Below are 14,392 nucleotides of genomic sequence, written 5' to 3'. Positions count from 1 at the left end.
GAGAGATTGAAGGAGACAACAACATGGAGCCGATGACCATACGAGAGATCATGGAAGCGGTAGGCGGCAGCCTGCTGGGTGAGTTCGGAGATCTGAACCGGGCGGTGAGCCGGGTGGAGACCGACAGCCGTACCATCCATCCCGGTTCTCTGTTTATCCCCCTGGTGGGAGAGCGCTTTGACGGTCATGCCTACATCAACGCCGCCCTGGAAGGGGGCGCTGCCGGGTGCTTCACCCAGCGGGAGCGGGACAGCTATCTGCCCGGCAAGTTCTATATTAAGGTGAAGTCCACCCACCGGGCCCTCCGGGATCTGGCCAAGTATTACAAGCAGAAATTCGCCATCCCTGTGGTAGCCATTACCGGCTCGGTGGGCAAGACCACCACCAAGGACATGGTGGCGGCGGTGCTGGGGGAGAAGTACAACGTCCTCAAGACCGAGGGCAACCTGAACAACGACATCGGGGTGCCCATGACCCTGCTGCGGCTCAAGCCGGAGCACCAGATCGCCGTGCTGGAGCTGGGCATGAACCACGCCGGGGAGATCGACTATCTCTCCGCCATTGTGGAGCCCGACATGATCCTCATGACCAACATCGGCGACTCCCACATTGAGCATTTCGGCTCCCGGGAGAAGATTCTGGAGGCCAAGAGCGAGATCTTCCACCACGCCAAGCCGGGTGCGCCTGCCGTCATCAACGGCGACGACCCGCTGCTGAACACCCTGCCCGGCAAGCTGCCCCATCCCTTCATCCGGGTGGGCTCCGGGGAGGGGCTGGACTACCGGGCGGTGGATCTGGCCAGCGACGGCAAGAGCCGGATCAGCTGTAAGGTAGAAACGCCTGACGGTGATTTCCCGGTGGAAATCCCGGCTCTGGGTGACCATATGATTTATCCTACCCTGATGGCGGCGGCGGTAGGCCAGCACTTCGGCCTGACCGCTCAGGAGATCGCCGACGGAGTGCTCCACTTCGCCCCCACCAAGATGCGGATGAACATCCTCACCCGTGGGGATGATATCACCATCCTCAACGACACCTACAACGCCAATCCCCAGTCCATGCGGGCGGCGGTGGAGGTGCTCTCCAACGCCAAGGGAGAGTACAAGGTTGCGGTGCTGGGCGATATGTTTGAGTTGGGCCCCCTGGCTCCCGCCCTCCATGCCGGCATCGGCGAGTACTTGGCCAAGGCGGGCATCCACTGTCTTGTGGCGGTGGGTGAGCTGTCCAAGCATATTTACGATGCCGCCAAGGCGGCAGGTGTGCCGGTGTGCTGGCACTGCGCCGACAAGGCAGAGGCCAAGCCGGTACTGGACAGCGTGGTGCGCCCCCACGCTACCATTCTGGTAAAGGCCTCCCGGGGCATGGCCCTGGAGGAGCTGGTGGAGTACCTGCTGACCATCACCAAAGAGGCGTAATGGCGAAAAAAAGACCTTCCCCCCACCGGGGGGAAGGTCCTGATGCTATCTGTGTTATCCAAACAGCTTCTGCAGATTCTCCTTGAAGGGCGAATAGATGATGCCCTTCTCGGTGATGATGCCGGTGACCAGGCTGTGTGGGGTCACGTCAAAGGCGGGGTTGTAAACCTCCACCGTGGCCGGCGCGGTCTGGACTCCGTACAGGGTACGCACCTCGTTCTTGTCCCGCTCCTCGATGGGGATGCCGGAGCCATCCGGGATCGTCAGATCGATGGTGGAGCAGGGGAGGGCCACATAGAAGGGAACCCCGTGATGATGGGCGTTCACCGCCACCGAGTAGGTGCCAATCTTGTTGGCGAAGTCTCCGTTGGCCGCCATCCGGTCGCAGCCCACCACCACCATGTCGATCTTGCCCTTGGCCATCAGGCTGGCAGCCATGTTGTCGGCAATGAGGGTGGCGGGAATGTGGTCGGTGACCAGCTCGTAGGCGGTGAGCCGGGCGCCCTGGAGCAGGGGACGGGTCTCATCAGCGTAAACCATATCCACTTTACCCTGCTCATGGGCGGCCCGGATGACTCCCAGAGCGGTACCGTAGCCGCCGGTGGCCAGGGCTCCGGCATTGCAGTGGGTGAGGATGTGGGCGTGATCAGGCACCACAGAAGCACCGTAAAGGCCCATGGCCTTACACATAGCCACATCTTCCTGATGGATGGTCACAGCCTCGGCAATGAGGGTTTCCGGGTCTCCGCCGCAATCAGCAGCCTTTCTGGCCATCCGGTCCAGAGCCCAGAACAGATTGACCGCCGTGGGACGGCTGGCGGCCAGGACGGCCTTGGCCTCGGCCAGGTCATCCCCGGCCAAAGCGGCCAGGCAATAGGCGTAGGCGGCGGTGACGCCAATGGCGGGAGCACCCCGCACTACCATGGTGCGGATGGCATTGGCCACCGGCCGGTAATCGGTGTAGGGGAGCCAGGTCTCCTCCACCGGAAGCTTTGTCTGGTCAAGTAAGTAAAGGGTATTTCCTTCCCAACGGATCGCGTCCATAGAGAACTCCTCCTTGTGATGCGGCCCCGGCGGACCGGGGCGTTTTCTTCCAACCGATTGTATCACACACACCATTTGGAGGCAAGCAATGATCGATATCTCCGTCTCGAACCTGTCCAAAGAGTTCGAGGTAGGTAAAAAAATATTGGATGGCCTCACCTTCCAGATCGACCAGGGGGAACGGGTGGGCCTGCTGGGCAAAAACGGCGCCGGCAAGACCACGGTGTTCAAAATCCTCACCGGCGAAATGGACTGGGATGACGGTGAGGTCCACATCGCCCCCGGCAAGGGGGTGGGGCTTATCTCCCAGATCCCCGTCTATCCGCCGGAGTACACGGTGGAGGACGTGCTCCAGACCGCTTTCCAGCGGCTTCACGACATGGAGCGGGAGATGGAGGAGCTCACCGTCCGTATGGGCCAGGACAGCGACCCGGCTCTGCTGCGGCGGTACGATGCCCTCACTGCCGCCTTTGAGGCGGGGGGCGGTTATGATACCATCACCCCCCTGAACAAGGTGTGCAACGGCCTGGAAATTTCCCAGGATATGAGAAACCAGCTCTTTTCCTCTCTGTCCGGCGGCGAAAAGACCCGGGTCAATCTGGCCCGGCTCATTCTGGAGGATACCGACATCCTGCTGCTGGACGAGCCCACCAACCATCTGGACCTCCGGGCCACGGAATGGCTGGAGGAATATCTGGATAAGTATAAAGGTACTGTCCTTGCCATCTCCCATGACCGCTGGTTCCTGGACCGGGTGGTCAAGCGGGTCATTGAGATCCAGGACGGCAAGGCGGAGTTCTACGAGGGCAACTACTCCTTCTACGTGGTGGAGAAAGAGCACCGTTACCAGGAGAAGCTGAAGCAGTACGAGAAGGAACAGGCCAAGATCGAGCAGCTGGAGAAGGCCTCCCAGCAGCTGCGGATCTGGGCCTACTCAGGCAACGACAAGATCTTTAAGCGGGCCCAGTCCATGGAGAAGCGGATTGAGCGTCTGCGCACCACCGACAAGCCCACCAAGGAGCGCCGCCTGGATATGAAGTTCGGGGAGCGGGAGTTCCGGGGCGACGAAGTTTTGACCATCAAGGAACTGAAAAAGTCCTTTGACGGGCGCACCCTCTTCGACCACGTCAATCTGGAGGTGGTGGGGGGCGAGCGCATCGCCCTGCTGGGAGATAACGGCACCGGCAAATCCACCCTGCTGAAGATTCTGCTGAAGGAGGAGGAGCCCGACTCCGGAAAGCTAAAGATGGGGCCAACTGTAAAGGTGGGTTACCTGCCCCAGATCATCCATTTCTCCCACCCGGAGCGCAACCTGGTGGATACCATGATTTACGATCAGGACTGCTCCACCCAGACCGCCCGCAACCGGCTGGCTGCCTTTAATTTCCGGGGAGAGGACGTATTCAAGCCGGTGTCCGCCCTGTCCGGCGGCGAACAGAGCCGCCTGCGGCTGTGTATGCTGATGGATGAGCAGATCAACCTGCTTATCTTGGACGAGCCCACCAACCATCTGGACATCGCCAGCCGGGAGTGGATTGAGGAGGCGGTGGCAGACTACGAGGGCAACCTGCTCTTCGTATCCCATGACCGCTACTTCATTAAGCAGTTTGCCACCCGCATCTGGATGCTGGAGGACGGGCACATCACCGACTTCCGGGGCACCTTTGAGGAGTTCCGGGCCGCCCGTGAGCGGGCCAAGAACCAAGCTGCTGCCCCGGTGAAAGTTGAGCCGGAGAAGCCCAAGAAGGAGAAGCCCAAGCGCCCCGGCGGCACCAAGGAGCTGGAGAAGCAGGTGGCCGCGGCGGAGCGGGCGGTAGCCAAGGCGGAGGAGCGGCAGTATGAGCTGTCTCTGAAAGCCGAGGAGGTGGCCTCCAACTATCTGGAGCTCCAGAAGGTGTATGAGGAGCAGAAGGCGCTGGAGGACGAGATCGCCACCCTGTACACCAAGTGGGAGACCCTGGCCGCGGAATTGGAAGAGGCCAGAGGATGAGACGAAAGAAACAGTATTACCGCCCCTACGGAGGGCGCAGAAAGCCGGTATGGCTGCTGGCTCTGCTGGCGGCGGTGCTGGCCGCTCTGCTGAGTTTTGCGGTGCTGCTGGGCGTGGTGCTGTCTGGCGCCCACGACAGTATCACCGGCGAACCCAAGGTGATGGTGATCCTGGGCTGCAAGGTGGAGTCCTGGGGGCCGTCCATCCTGCTCCAGGACCGGCTGGACAAAGCTCTGGACTACCTGGAGGATCACCCGGACCTGACCATCGTGGCCTCAGGCGGGCAGGGCCCCGACGAACACCAGAGCGAGGCCCAGTGTATGTACGATTATCTGACCGACCACGGGGTGGACTCAGACCAGATCCTGCTGGAGGACCAGTCCCACAACACCTGGGAAAACATCCGCTTTACCCAGGCGCTGCTGGAGCGGGAGGGGATTGATACCAGCCAGATGCTGGTGGTGTCCAACGGCTTCCACCTGACCCGGGTGCGGATGCTGTGGGACAGGGCATGGGAGGGGGATTACACCCTGTCCACCCTGGCGGCCCCCAGCTCCCACATTCCATCCCGGCTGAAGATGTACATCCGGGAGCCGCTGGCTCTGGTCAAGTCCTATTTCTTTGACAGGTGATATGATTTGGATATGCAGCAAAAACTAAGCGCCCTGGACCTGCGTTTTGCCAGTATCGAGGCCCAGCTGGGAGCGGGTGAGACCTATAATGACCCGGCCCTGGTGGCTAAGCTCAATAAGGAGCAGCGGGAGCTGGAGCCGGTGGTCACTGCCTGGCGGGCCTATACCCGCCGTCAGCAGGACCTGAAGGACGCGGAGGAGCTGATGGGCGATCCCGACATGAAGGAGCTGGCCCAGGAGGAGTATCAGCAGGCCAAGGAGGACATCGCACGGCTGGAGGATGAGATCCGCATCCTGCTGCTGCCCCGGGACCCCAACGACGACAAGAACGTCATTGTGGAAATCCGGGCCGGAGTAGGAGGGGAGGAAGCGGCCCTGTTTGCCCACTCCCTGTTCCGGATGTACTCCATGTACGCCGACGCCCGCCGCTGGAAGGTGGAGGTAGACTCGGTGAATGAAACCGAGCTGGGCGGCGTCAAGGAAATCTGCTTTACCATTGAGGGAGACGGGGCCTACTCCCGCCTGAAATTTGAAAGCGGAGTACACCGGGTCCAGCGGGTGCCCGAGACCGAGTCGGGCGGGCGCATCCATACCTCCACTGCCACCGTGGCGGTGCTGCCCGAGGTGGACGAGGTGGACTTTGAGCTCAATCCCGCCGACATTGAGATGCAGGTGTTCCGCTCCTCCGGCGCGGGCGGACAGCACGTGAATAAAACCTCCTCCGCTGTGCGGCTCATCCACAAGCCAACCGGCACGGTGGTGGAGTGCCAGCAGGAGCGCAGCCAGTTCCAGAACCGGGACAAGGCCATGCAGATCCTGCGCTCCCGGCTGTATGAGGAGAAGGTACGGGAGCAGGAGGAGTCCCTGACGGCGGAGCGCCGCAGCCAGGTGGGCACCGGAATGCGGAACGAGCGCATCCGTACCTACAATTTCCCTCAGGGACGGCTCACCGATCACCGCATTGGCCTGACCCTGTATAAGCTGGAGAATGTGATGAACGGCGACCTGGACGAGATCATCGATGGACTGGTTACCGCTGACCAGGCCGAGCGGCTCAAACACAGCCAGGAGGAATAAACGGGAGGCATCCCGGAATCCCAGAAAAGGAGCACTGACCATGGAACTGATCATTCATTTCAATACCCTGCCGGAGGGGCTGACCCTGGATCTGGTACGGGACGATCTGGCGAACCTGCTGGAGGACGACGGCTGGCTCACCGGCTCGGGCGCCGACTATCTGGAGCTGGAGCTGGAGGACGAGAAGGTCAACCCCAAATACGGCATTCTCACCGTGAAGGGCTATCTGCAAAAGGCCAAATTCGCCCCCGATACCACCATTGAACTGGCGGGCACCCCGGTGGGCATCTACGAATAACAAAGGAGACTTGGGTATGAAAAAGGCCATTGGCATCCTGCACATCCTGTCCGGCGCCGCCCTGCTGGCGGCAGGTATCCTGACGGTGGTACAGAGGGACCGCCGTCGCCGCCGCTGTCATCGGTTTTGAGAAAGCGGTGAGGAAGGATGCATACCCTGCGTTTAAATGATAAGCAGATCGGGGAGGCGGCGGACATCCTCCGCCGGGGCGGTCTGCTGGGTATCCCCACCGAGACGGTGTACGGCCTGGGGGCCAACGGGCTGAACAGCGAGGCGGTAGGTCACATTTTTGCGGCCAAGGGCCGTCCCCAAGACAACCCGCTGATTCTTCATATCCCCACCGCCGACTGGCTGGAGCGCTACTGCGAGGACATCCCGGAGGCGGCCTATGCCCTGGCCGACAAATTCTGGCCCGGTCCCATGACCATGATCCTCAAGCACAAGCCCATTGTGCCTGCCGCTGTTACCGCCGGACTGGACACAGTGGGGATGCGTTGCCCGGCCCATCCGGTGTGCCGGGCTATCATCGCTGCCGCGGATGTGCCGGTAGCTGCCCCGTCGGGCAATACTTCCGGCCGGCCCAGCCCCACCAATATGGCGGATATGCTGGAGGATATGGACGGCAAGATCGATGGCATTGTGGACGGCGGTCCCTGCTCCGTGGGGGTGGAGTCCACCATCATCGACCTGACCGAGCAACCGCCCAGGCTGCTGCGTCCCGGCGGCATCACCCTGGAGCAGCTGAAGAGTGTACTGGGCGAGGTGGCGGTGGACCCGGCAGTGACTCGGCTCATGGGTGCCGGGGAGCAGCCTAAGGCCCCCGGCATGAAGTACCGCCACTACGCACCCAAAGCGCCGGTGACGGTGGTTCAGGGCGCGCCTGAGACGGCGGCCCGATACATCCAGACCCATATGGCCCCCGGCGACGGGGTGATCTGCTTTGACGAGTATACCCATCTGTTTGAGGGCCACCCCCTGGAGCAGCTGGGCCCCAGCACCGACGTGCCCGAGCAGGCCAGACGGGTGTTTGACGCCCTGCGTTGGTTTGACGGCACCGACGTGACACACATCTGGGCCCAGTGCCCCGACGCCACCGGCATTGGTCTGGCGGTGGCCAACCGGCTCAACAAGGCGGCCGGATTCCATATCATCCGGGCCGATCAGCCCGATTAACGAAGATAGCCGTGTTTTCACGGCCATCTTTTTTTAACCGTTGAAAGGATTCCGTCCTTTGGTTCGTATTCAGGGTGAAACCAAAAGAAGTAAGGAGGAATTCACATGAAGAAAATCCTGATGGGTACCGCCATTGCCGCTCTGGTGCTGACGGTGGGAGTGACCGGCGCCTTTGCCGCCGGGGGGCGAAATTATGTGGACGCCAACGGCGACGGGATCTGTGACAACCGGGGGAACTATTGCCGGTTTGTAGATGCCGACGGCGATGGGGTGTGTGACTACCATGGTACAAGCTGCCGGTATGGCGGTGGGTACAGTGGACACGGCTGCCACGGCGGCGGCCATCACGGCTGGTAACAGGTCCGGCTGAGCAGGAGGGGAGGTGAGGGTGTCTATGCGAAGTGAAGAGGAGACCAATCAGGCCGTGGAGCGGTATGGGGATACCGTCCGGCGGCTGTGCATGATCCATCTGAAGAATGAGGCGGACACCCAGGACATCTTCCAGACGGTGTTTTTGAAGTATCTGCTCCGCGACAAGCCCTTTGAAAGCGGCGAGCATGAGAAGGCCTGGTTCATCCGGGTGACCCTCAATGCCTGCAAGGACCTGCTCCGCAGCTTTTTCCGCAGAAATACCGTGCCTCTGGAGGAATTGACCGGCCAGGCCGACAAGCTTACCGGCCAGGGCCGGGAGGTGCTGGCCGCCGTGCTGGCGTTGCCCCAGAAGGAGCGGCAGGTGGTATACCTCCACTACTACGAGGGCTATACCGCCCCGGAGCTGAGCCGCCTGCTGGGTAAGAACGTGAACACCATCTACACCACTCTGGCCCGGGCTAGGGCGCACCTGAAGGAAACGCTGGGGGGTGAGGACCATGGATGAGCAGATTCGGGAGGCCTTTGGGCAGCTTCACGCCGGAGAAGCCATGAAGGAAAATACCCGGGCCGCCCTGGACCGGGCGCGGAGCCGCCGCCACCGGCCTGTGGGCTACCTGGCCGCGGTGGCAGTCTGCCTGGTGCTGCTGTTGGCGGGGCTGGGTGGATACCGTTACTACTTTACACCAACCACCTATCTCAGCATCGACATCAATCCATCCCTGGAACTGGGGATCAACAGGTTTGATAGGGTAGTGACCGTCCGCGCCTGGAATGAGGACGGTCAGGAGCTGGCCGACAGCCTGGACCTGAGATTGATGGACTACCAGGAGGCCCTGGAACAGCTGGTAGCCAGTGAGAGCATTGCCGACCGGCTGGCGGCAGGTGAGCTGTTGTCCGTCACCGTGGCGGGGGAGGATGAGGTCCAGTGCAGCCGTCTGCTGGCGGGGGCGGAGGACTGTACCGCTGGGCAGGAGAATGTCCAGTGCCATCATGGGGATGCGGAAGCGCTGGAGCAGGCCCACCATGCCGGGCTGTCCCTGGGCAAGTACCAGGCGTTTCTGGAACTTCAGGCTCTGGACCCCACTGTGACGGCGGAGGATGTGGCGGGGCTGACCATGCGGCAGATCCGGGACTGGATTGGATCGCTGGAGCAGGGAAACGTTGTAGAGAGTGCCCCGACGGGGAACGGCCACGGCCATCACCACGGCTGGTCCGAGCATGAATAGCGATAAAATCGGGACGGCGAGTGAAAATTCGCCGTCCCGATTCTTCGCTTTTGGAAAAAATCGTTTTCCAAAGGGGCGGAACTTGTGGTATACTAATTAGGCTGCGGATGTGGAGAAGCCGCCACAATTTACAAATCGCTCACACACCATACCGATAGTGTGGTATACTAACTGCTGGAGGCGAAGGACATGAAACGCATCGGCATCACCGGCCCCACCGGGGCGGGTAAGACCACCGCCCTCAACGTATTGACCGAACTGGGGGCCCATATCATTGACGCCGATCAGGTGTATCATGACCTGCTGGCCCACAGCGCTCCCATGGGGGACGCCCTGACGGCCCGTTTTGGTTCTGCCATCCTGGATGAGACGGGGCAGGTGGACCGGAAGGCCCTGGGCAGTGTGGTCTTTGCCGATCCCACCGCTTTGGCCGACCTGAATGCCATTACCCATCGATTTATCATCGAAGAGATCGACCGGCAGGCCGCCCAGGCAGAGACGGACGGACGGACGGCGGTAGCCATCGATGCCATCGCTCTCATCGAGAGCGGCGTAGGGGAGACCTGCGACGCGGTGGTGGGCATTCTGGCTCCCAGGGAGATCCGTATCCGCCGCATCATGGCCCGGGAGGGTATCCCGGAGGACTACGCCCGTAAGCGGGTGGATGCCCAGCAGGGGGATGATTTTTTCCGTACCCACTGCACCTATATCCTGGAGAATCAGGGCACGGCGGAGGAATTTGCCCAAAAGGCCCTGGCTCTGTTTCAGACGCTGATCCCATAACGTTTATCATAAAGGAGGACTCTCACATGGAAGAGAAACAAAAGACCGCCGGTGAGCTGCGGCGGGAAGCCCTGCTCTATCAGCCCAAGAATGGCTATGACCGCCTGAATCCTGCGGAAGAGGCGGATCTGAACGCATATTGCGAGGATTACAAGAAGTTCCTGGACGCCGGCAAGACCGAGCGGGAGTGCGTGGACGAGACCGTCCGCCTGGCCGAGTATCACGGCTTCAAGCCCTTTGTCCGTGGTATGGCCCTCAATCCCGGCGACAAGCTGTACCGGGTGAACCGGGGCAAGGCCATCATGCTGGCTGTCATCGGCAGCAAGCCCCTCAGCGAGGGCGTCAATATCGGCGCCGCCCACATCGATTCCCCCCGCCTGGACCTGAAGCCCAACCCCCTCTATGAGGACGCTGAGCTGGCCTTCTTCAAGACCCACTACTACGGCGGTATCCGTAAGTATCAGTGGGTCACCATCCCTCTGGAGCTCCACGGTGTCATTGCCCTGAAGGATGGCACCACCGTAAAGGTGTCCATTGGCTCCTCTGAGGGCGAGCCCCGCTTCACCATCGATGACCTGCTGCCCCACCTGGGTGCTGAGCAGTCCAAGAAGCCTCTGGGCGAGGCCATTCCCGGCGAGAGCCTGAACCTGCTCATCGGCAGCCGTCCCTTTGCCGGTGACGAGGGCTCCGACCGGGTGAAGCTGGCTGTTCTGGACCTGCTCAACCAGAAGTACGGTATTACCGAGGAGGACTTTATCTCTGCCGAGCTGTCCGCCGTGCCCGCCTTCAAGGCCATGGATATCGGCTTTGACCGCTCCCTCATCGGCGCCTACGGCCACGACGACCGGGTGTGCGGCTTCGCCGCCCTGGCTGCCCTGTTTACCCTGGGCACCCCCGCCCGCACTGCCGTGTGTATGCTGGCCGATAAGGAGGAGATCGGCTCCGAGGGCGTGTCCGGTATGCAGTCCGCCGCCTTCGATACCTTCATGAGCGATCTGTGCGACGCCCAGCGGGTGACCCTGAAGGCCTGCTATGAGAAGTCCTTCTGCCTGTCCGCCGACGTGACCGCCGCCTTTGACCCCAACTTTGCCGATGTGTACGAGAAGCGCAACAGCGCCCGGGTCAACTACGGCATGGGCCTGTGCAAGTACACCGGCGCCCGGGGCAAGTCCGGCGCTTCCGATGCCTCCGCTGAGCTGGTGGCCTACACCCGTAAGGTGCTGGATGCCGCCGGTGTGGTGTGGCAGATGGCCGAGCTGGGCAAGGTGGACGCCGGCGGCGGCGGCACCGTGGCCTGCTATATGGCTGAGCGCGATATCGACACCATCGACGCCGGCGTGCCTGTTCTGTCCATGCACGCCCCCTTCGAGACCGTGTCCAAGCTGGACTGCTATATGACCTACAAGGGCATGAAGGCGGTCTACGAGGCTCAGTAAGTATAATAAAAAACATGGGGAGCACCCGACCTGATGGTCAGGTGCTCCCCATGTTTTTGCCCGGACGGTAAAAAAGATTTCCCACGGATTGATATACAAGGATAATTATGGTATACTGCTTCTAACAAAATAAAATAGGAATGGAGTGAATTCTATGAAAAGACACAAATTTTTGTCTCTGGTGCTCTCTGTGCTGTTGCTGACGGCGCTCTTTGTGCCTGCCGGAGGCACTGCCCAGTCGGCGGCGAACGAAATCTCCGTGTATGTAGACGGGGAAAAACTGACCTTTGACCAGCCGCCCATCGCCCAGAACGGGCGGGTGTTGGTGCCCTTCCGTGCCATCTTTGAGAAGCTGGGCGCTACGGTTGAGTGGATACCGGAATACCAGGGAGTGGCGGCACAGAGGGGCGATACCCTGATTGCCATGCAGTTAGGGAAAAATGTGCTGGCAAAGCAGGTGGGCGACGGTCAGGCCCAGTACTTCGAGTTGGATGTAGCTCCTATAGCTCTCAACGGCCGGACCCTGGTGCCCGTCCGGGCGGTGTCTGAGTCGTTGGACTGCAACGTGCAGTGGGACGGGGCCAACAACCGAGTGGTCATCACCTCCGGCGGCCAGTCGGCTGCCGCCGACCAAAACCGGGTGTACAAGGACATCACCTACAAGGAGGTCCGGAGCAGGGCGGTGTTTGACGGGGACATCCTCTACTTCTCCTTCGGGGGGCAGACCACGCTCTACCGGTATGACGGCGTCTCCGTCACCTCCTTCAACGCGGCGGTCTATCCCGCTGAGATCATTCCCTACGACGGGAAGGTCTACTACCATGGGAGCGGCAGCAATCAGGCCGTCTACCGCATCGATCCCGCCACCGGCGCCCGGTCCATCGTATTCAATCAGGACGGGAAACTGGAGATCGCGCAGATGATGATTTACCGGGACTATCTGGTAGTCACCGGCGAGAACGAGAACTCGGTGTACGCCGTGGACCTGAACACCGGCAGCAGCAGGCAGCTCTACCACAACGATGGGCTGTCCAATTACATCAATATGACGGCTGCGGGCGGCAAGATCTATCTCAGCGACTACTTCTATTCCAATGCCGCCTGGTCCCACTCCATCATTGAGGCCGATCCGGCCACCGGCGCCAGCCGGACTCTATATGACAACGTGGGGAGCGATCTCTTCTGCGCAGCGGACGGCTCGGGCATCTACTTTGATGACGACGGCGCCTATTACTTCCACAACGCCTCCACCGGCGTCCGTCAGAGTGTCAGCGAGAGCAGCTACAACGCTGCCGAGAATGGTTTCCGGCAGGCCAACGTCTATACCTGGACGGCGGATTGGCAGTATGGTCACAGCCAGACCAAGGTGGTGCGGGTCAACCGCAGCACCGACCTCCAGGAGGTGCTCTATCAGGGCAGCTACCAGTGCAGATGCCTGGCCAACAACGACTCCAAGGTGGTCTTTCTTGAGAGTCAGAGCGGCTTTACTGCCGGGTCCAGCTCCTGGGGCGCTACCTCCATCTATATTATGGACAGTAACGGCAGCAACGTGAAAGAGATATTCAACAACGGTACCAGTACCTCCGGCGGCAGCAGTTCCGGCAGCGGCGGCTCCGCCGTGGGCTCTGAGCCCTGCGCCGTCTGCGGCGGAGACGGAATGGTGACCTGCCCCTATTGCAGAGGCACCGGTCAGGGGCAGTCTATCTCCGTCATGGGGATCGAGACCCCTCAGAAGTGTACCTACTGCGGCGGAACCGGCCAGAGGCTGTGCAGCGGCTGTGGCGGTTCCGGTGTCAAAAACTAGATCAGATCAAAGAGAGAGGCAGGACGAAATGTCCTGCCTCTCTCTTTATCCAGGTGTGGTGCTGCGGCAGCGGGTGACCTCAAAGCCGCCGGTGGAGGTGCGTCCTCCCGTCAGAGTGCGGGCGGCGTAGTCGTTGAAATGCCACCACTCCGACTCCAGGGGCGTCATGCCCGCCTTGCGGAAGTAGTCCCGCAGGGCCAGAGCCGGGTCATTCATGGTGGAAGCCAGGGTTGTTTCGCCGGGACCGGTGGTGGAGGCCGCCGCCATGCTCGGTTCATGGATGGGGGTGGGCATTTCGTACTCCTGATAGTCCACCGGTACCAGATAGGTGTGGCCGCCGGTGGTGCGGGTCTCGGTACGGGATACCTTCACCAGGCTTACATCCAACGCAAAACCCTTCTGGTGATTGGAGTAGCCGGTGTTGATGAAGTAGGTCATGGACCAGGGCTTTGTGGTGATGCCGCCTTCACCTCCGGGTCCTTCTCTGCCAGAGCGGTCAGGGTCTTGACCACCGCCCGCTGGGTGGCATAAGGCCGGTAGGCCTCGTATAGCTTCAGACTGTTGCCCTGGGCCAGGGCCTTCTGCTGGGCGGCGCAGATCTTTTTGGCGGTGGCGTAGAGCACCGGCATGAGGAACTGCTCCTCATCAAAGCGGGGGTTATACACCTTGCCCTGGTAGAGAGCCTGGCCGGTGATACCGGGGATATCTTTTCCTGAACTGGTGTACCGGGAGGCATAAGCGTTGGTGGCGTCATATACGATAGAAGGGACCACGTCGGGCAGATTGATCATGCACAGGCGATGGTCTACCCAGCCGGTTCCGTAGCCGGAGGACACCTTCCACCAGTTTTCCTTTTCCCCCAGGATGGTAAAGGAAGCACCGGCGGGGAGCACCGCGGCGGCCCCGGCGTAGGGATCGGCGGCGGGCTGGGCCTCAGAAAGCTGAGTCGTGGCCTGGGCCTGAACAGGGGAGGGCAGGGGACTGGCTTCCGGAGTGGGCGAGACGGACGGCTCCGCGGCTGGTGTCTCCGAAAGGGCCGGCTCTGGTGCGGAAGAACCAGAGAGCTCCGGTTCAGCGGAGAGGGCAGGTGTTGGAGCAGGTGTGGGAGAAGGCGTCACAACAGGCGTGGGGGAGGGGGTGGC

The 14,392-nt window shown here is 61.3% G+C and carries 15 protein-coding genes; 12 read left to right on the top strand and 3 right to left on the bottom strand.

Annotation, left to right across the window (positions count from 1 at the left end):
- The first annotated feature begins 23 nt into the window (after positions 1-23).
- Positions 24-1,415 carry a UDP-N-acetylmuramoyl-tripeptide--D-alanyl-D-alanine ligase gene (gene murF, locus B5G42_RS13985; RefSeq protein WP_087271530.1) on the top strand — a complete coding sequence of 464 codons (1,392 nt, stop codon included), beginning with the start codon at positions 24-26 and terminating at the stop codon, positions 1,413-1,415.
- Positions 1,416-1,469: 54 nt separating this feature from the next.
- Here the strand turns inward: murF and mtnA are convergent, their stop codons facing one another.
- Positions 1,470-2,459 carry an S-methyl-5-thioribose-1-phosphate isomerase gene (gene mtnA, locus B5G42_RS13980; protein ID WP_087271527.1) on the bottom strand — a complete coding sequence of 330 codons (990 nt, stop codon included), beginning with the start codon at positions 2,457-2,459 and terminating at the stop codon, positions 1,470-1,472.
- Between the two features lie 88 nt (positions 2,460-2,547).
- Here mtnA and abc-f point away from each other — a divergent pair, with 88 nt between their 5' ends.
- The 11 genes from abc-f to B5G42_RS13925 all read left to right on the top strand — a co-directional run bounded on the left by abc-f (position 2,548) and on the right by B5G42_RS13925 (position 13,250).
- Positions 2,548-4,449, top strand: a complete 1,902-nt coding sequence (abc-f, locus tag B5G42_RS13975) for a ribosomal protection-like ABC-F family protein (RefSeq protein WP_087271525.1) — start codon at positions 2,548-2,550, stop codon at positions 4,447-4,449.
- Positions 4,446-5,081, top strand: coding sequence for a YdcF family protein (locus B5G42_RS13970; protein WP_087271522.1), 636 nt, complete (start codon positions 4,446-4,448; stop codon positions 5,079-5,081). Before abc-f ends, B5G42_RS13970 begins: the two co-directional genes overlap by 4 nt.
- A gap of 12 nt (positions 5,082-5,093) precedes the next feature.
- Entirely contained in the window at positions 5,094-6,158 is a 1,065-nt protein-coding gene (gene prfA, locus B5G42_RS13965) for a peptide chain release factor 1 (protein WP_087187078.1), read from the top strand.
- Positions 6,159-6,198: 40 nt separating this feature from the next.
- Positions 6,199-6,456, top strand: a complete 258-nt coding sequence (locus B5G42_RS13960; protein WP_087187077.1) for a hypothetical protein — start codon at positions 6,199-6,201, stop codon at positions 6,454-6,456.
- A gap of 147 nt (positions 6,457-6,603) precedes the next feature.
- Positions 6,604-7,629: an L-threonylcarbamoyladenylate synthase gene (locus tag B5G42_RS13955; protein ID WP_087271519.1), complete on the top strand. Its 1,026-nt coding sequence runs from the start codon at positions 6,604-6,606 to the stop codon at positions 7,627-7,629.
- Between the two features lie 105 nt (positions 7,630-7,734).
- Positions 7,735-7,986: a hypothetical protein gene (locus tag B5G42_RS13950; RefSeq protein WP_087271516.1), complete on the top strand. Its 252-nt coding sequence runs from the start codon at positions 7,735-7,737 to the stop codon at positions 7,984-7,986.
- 37 nt (positions 7,987-8,023) lie between these two features.
- Positions 8,024-8,506 carry an RNA polymerase sigma factor gene (locus B5G42_RS13945; RefSeq protein WP_087271513.1) on the top strand — a complete coding sequence of 161 codons (483 nt, stop codon included), beginning with the start codon at positions 8,024-8,026 and terminating at the stop codon, positions 8,504-8,506.
- Positions 8,499-9,227: an anti-sigma-I factor RsgI family protein gene (locus B5G42_RS13940; protein ID WP_087271510.1), complete on the top strand. Its 729-nt coding sequence runs from the start codon at positions 8,499-8,501 to the stop codon at positions 9,225-9,227. Before B5G42_RS13945 ends, B5G42_RS13940 begins: the two co-directional genes overlap by 8 nt.
- A 189-nt stretch (positions 9,228-9,416) precedes the next feature.
- Positions 9,417-10,010 (top strand): dephospho-CoA kinase, encoded by a 594-nt coding sequence (coaE, locus tag B5G42_RS13935; protein WP_087271505.1) that lies wholly within the window; start codon positions 9,417-9,419, stop codon positions 10,008-10,010.
- A gap of 26 nt (positions 10,011-10,036) precedes the next feature.
- The gene (locus B5G42_RS13930; RefSeq protein WP_087271503.1) at positions 10,037-11,446 is read left to right on the top strand and encodes an aminopeptidase; all 1,410 of its coding nucleotides are present in this window, start codon (positions 10,037-10,039) and stop codon (positions 11,444-11,446) included.
- Positions 11,447-11,600: 154 nt separating this feature from the next.
- Positions 11,601-13,250 carry a stalk domain-containing protein gene (locus B5G42_RS13925; RefSeq protein ID WP_087271500.1) on the top strand — a complete coding sequence of 550 codons (1,650 nt, stop codon included), beginning with the start codon at positions 11,601-11,603 and terminating at the stop codon, positions 13,248-13,250.
- A 45-nt stretch (positions 13,251-13,295) separates the two neighbouring features.
- On the opposite strand, the gene B5G42_RS13920 is transcribed toward B5G42_RS13925, so the two are convergent.
- Together B5G42_RS13920 and B5G42_RS18215 are read right to left on the bottom strand one after the other, a co-directional pair.
- A complete protein-coding gene (locus tag B5G42_RS13920; protein ID WP_087271497.1) occupies positions 13,296-13,688 on the bottom strand; it encodes a hypothetical protein in 393 nt (130 codons plus the stop codon).
- Positions 13,685-14,392 (bottom strand): SH3 domain-containing protein (locus B5G42_RS18215; RefSeq protein WP_343286704.1); only part of this gene is annotated, 708 nt, incomplete at its 5' end. The genes B5G42_RS18215 and B5G42_RS13920, both read right to left, overlap by 4 nt.

Source organism: Flavonifractor sp. An91, from assembly GCF_002159225.1.
GTDB lineage: Bacteria > Bacillota > Clostridia > Oscillospirales > Oscillospiraceae > Flavonifractor > Flavonifractor avicola.
This window is presented reverse-complemented; position numbering and strand designations above follow the sequence as displayed.

Coding starts and splice junctions, on each gene's coding strand:
- B5G42_RS13970 (WP_087271522.1), top strand. CDS start 4,446: ATGAGACGAAAGAAACAGTATTACCGCCCCTACGGAGGGCGCAGAAAG.
- B5G42_RS13920 (WP_087271497.1), bottom strand. CDS start 13,688: ATGACCTACTTCATCAACACCGGCTACTCCAATCACCAGAAGGGTTTT.
- B5G42_RS13950 (WP_087271516.1), top strand. CDS start 7,735: ATGAAGAAAATCCTGATGGGTACCGCCATTGCCGCTCTGGTGCTGACG.
- B5G42_RS13940 (WP_087271510.1), top strand. CDS start 8,499: ATGGATGAGCAGATTCGGGAGGCCTTTGGGCAGCTTCACGCCGGAGAA.
- B5G42_RS13925 (WP_087271500.1), top strand. CDS start 11,601: ATGAAAAGACACAAATTTTTGTCTCTGGTGCTCTCTGTGCTGTTGCTG.
- abc-f (WP_087271525.1), top strand. CDS start 2,548: ATGATCGATATCTCCGTCTCGAACCTGTCCAAAGAGTTCGAGGTAGGT.
- coaE (WP_087271505.1), top strand. CDS start 9,417: ATGAAACGCATCGGCATCACCGGCCCCACCGGGGCGGGTAAGACCACC.
- prfA (WP_087187078.1), top strand. CDS start 5,094: ATGCAGCAAAAACTAAGCGCCCTGGACCTGCGTTTTGCCAGTATCGAG.
- B5G42_RS13955 (WP_087271519.1), top strand. CDS start 6,604: ATGCATACCCTGCGTTTAAATGATAAGCAGATCGGGGAGGCGGCGGAC.
- B5G42_RS13960 (WP_087187077.1), top strand. CDS start 6,199: ATGGAACTGATCATTCATTTCAATACCCTGCCGGAGGGGCTGACCCTG.
- B5G42_RS13930 (WP_087271503.1), top strand. CDS start 10,037: ATGGAAGAGAAACAAAAGACCGCCGGTGAGCTGCGGCGGGAAGCCCTG.
- B5G42_RS13945 (WP_087271513.1), top strand. CDS start 8,024: ATGCGAAGTGAAGAGGAGACCAATCAGGCCGTGGAGCGGTATGGGGAT.
- murF (WP_087271530.1), top strand. CDS start 24: ATGGAGCCGATGACCATACGAGAGATCATGGAAGCGGTAGGCGGCAGC.
- mtnA (WP_087271527.1), bottom strand. CDS start 2,459: ATGGACGCGATCCGTTGGGAAGGAAATACCCTTTACTTACTTGACCAG.